This is a genomic window from Curtobacterium sp. MCBA15_016 (assembly GCF_001865105.1).
In the GTDB taxonomy this organism is placed as follows: domain Bacteria; phylum Actinomycetota; class Actinomycetes; order Actinomycetales; family Microbacteriaceae; genus Curtobacterium.
The window spans coordinates 64619-66343 of record NZ_MJGR01000032.1; the positions used below are offsets into that span (position 1 = coordinate 64619).

Consider the following 1725-nt stretch of genomic DNA (forward strand, 5'->3'; position numbering starts at 1 on the left):
GATCGCCGGCCGGCTGATGGCCCGGATGCGGACCCCGCAGGTGTCGCTCTCGGCGCGGGAGATCGAGGTCCTCGAGCTCGTCGCCGCCGGCGCTGCGAACGGCGAGGTCGCGGCGCGGCTCCACATCAGCGAGGCGACGGTCAAGTCGCACCTCGTGCACGTGTTCTCGAAGCTCGGGGTCGCCTCGCGGACGGCTGCGGTGTCCACGGCGCGCTCGCTCGGCATGCTGCGCTGACCTCGCACCGGCGGTCTGCGCCGTTCCCTTGACTCGACCACGGTGGGACGTTCTGATGGACCCATGATCGAGCGCCACCGCGCGGCACTCTTCGCCACGTCGACGATGACCGGGTTCGGGATCGCCTCGTGGATCACCCGCACGCCCGCGATCCGCGACGCGCTCGGGGCCTCGATCGAGGCGATGGGCATCGTCATCCTCGGGCTCTCGATCGGCTCGATGATCGGGATCCTGGGGGCCGGTGTGCTCGTCCGGCGACTCGGGACCCGCCCGCTCATCGTCCTCGGCGGGGTCCTGCCCGTCGTCGGCATGCTCCTCGTCGCCCTGTCCGCCCCCGCGCAGCTCGCCGCCGGGGTGTGGGGCGGGCTGTTCCTCATCGGCTTCGGGTCCGGCGTCGCCGAGATCGGCCTGAACGTCGAGGCGGCCGCGGTCGAACGGCGGATCGGTCGGCCGGTCGTCCCGCTGCTCCACGCCTGCTTCAGTCTCGGCACGGTCCTCGGCGGGGTGGCGGGCATCGCGGTGACCGCTGCCCGGACGCCGGTCCTCGCGCACCTGCTCGGCGCCACCGTCGTCATGGCCGCACTCGCCGCGTTCGCCGCCGTGAACCTCCGTCCGGTCCCCCGCGTTGCGCCCGAGGCGTCGTCCGCGGCCGTACCGGCTCCGCGGCTCCGGGCCGTGCTCACGGTGCAGGTGCTGCTCATCGCCGTGATCACCCTGGCGATGGCGTTCGCCGAGGGTGCCGCGAGCGACTGGCTCCCGCTGCTCATGACGACCGACCACGGCGCCCCCGAGGCCGTCGGGTCCCTCGTCTTCACCGGCTTCGCCCTCGCGATGTTCGTCGGGCGGACGGCCGGCACGCCCCTCGTCGCCCGGTTCGGTCGCGCACCGGTCGTCCGGGTGTGCGCGGCGGTCGGCACCGTCGGCGTGCTGCTCGTCGTGGTGTCGCCGAGCCCCGTGCTGACCGCGGCCGCCGCCGGGGTGTGGGGTCTCGGCATCGCCCTCGGCTTCCCCCTCGCGATCTCGGCCGCCGGCGACCACCCGACCGATGGCGACCGACGGGTGTCCGTCGTCGCGACCGCGGGTTACATCGCGTTCCTGGCGGGTCCTCCGGCCCTCGGGTTCCTCGGCGAGCACCTCGGCCTGCAGGCGGCGATGCTCGTCCCCGCCGCACTCCTCGTCGTGGCGCTGCTCGCCGCCCCGGCGACCCGGAACCGCACCACGCTCGACGTGCGGGAGCCCCCGGTCGGCGCACCGGCCCCGTCCGCGGACTGACGGGACTACGTCTAGCGGACACCATTTCGTGTCGTCGGCGGCCCGCGCCAAGATGGAGCCGTGCTCGTCTCCATCGTCTACATGAGCCGGGCGGCCACCCCCTTCGACGACGCCGCCCTGACCGAGCTCCTGCGTGGGTCGCGGCTCCGGAACGAGGCGCTGGGCGTCTCCGGCATCCTGCTGGCGAAGGACGGCCGCTTCATGCAGCTGCTCGAGGG

Annotated in this window: 3 protein-coding genes; all 3 read left to right on the top strand. The window is 74.0% G+C overall.

The window, feature by feature from the left end:
• A partial coding sequence (locus BIV03_RS13260) for a response regulator transcription factor (protein WP_217637390.1) occupies nucleotides 1–235 on the top strand: 235 nt, incomplete at its 5' end.
• Nucleotides 236–298: 63 nt separating this feature from the next.
• Complete coding sequence (locus BIV03_RS13265; RefSeq protein WP_071296036.1) at nucleotides 299–1507, top strand: MFS transporter; 1209 nt, start codon at nucleotides 299–301, stop codon at nucleotides 1505–1507.
• A gap of 60 nt (nucleotides 1508–1567) precedes the next feature.
• Nucleotides 1568–1725, top strand: a 158-nt coding sequence (locus BIV03_RS20305; RefSeq protein WP_368086574.1) for a BLUF domain-containing protein, incomplete at its 3' end; no start/stop codon positions are given.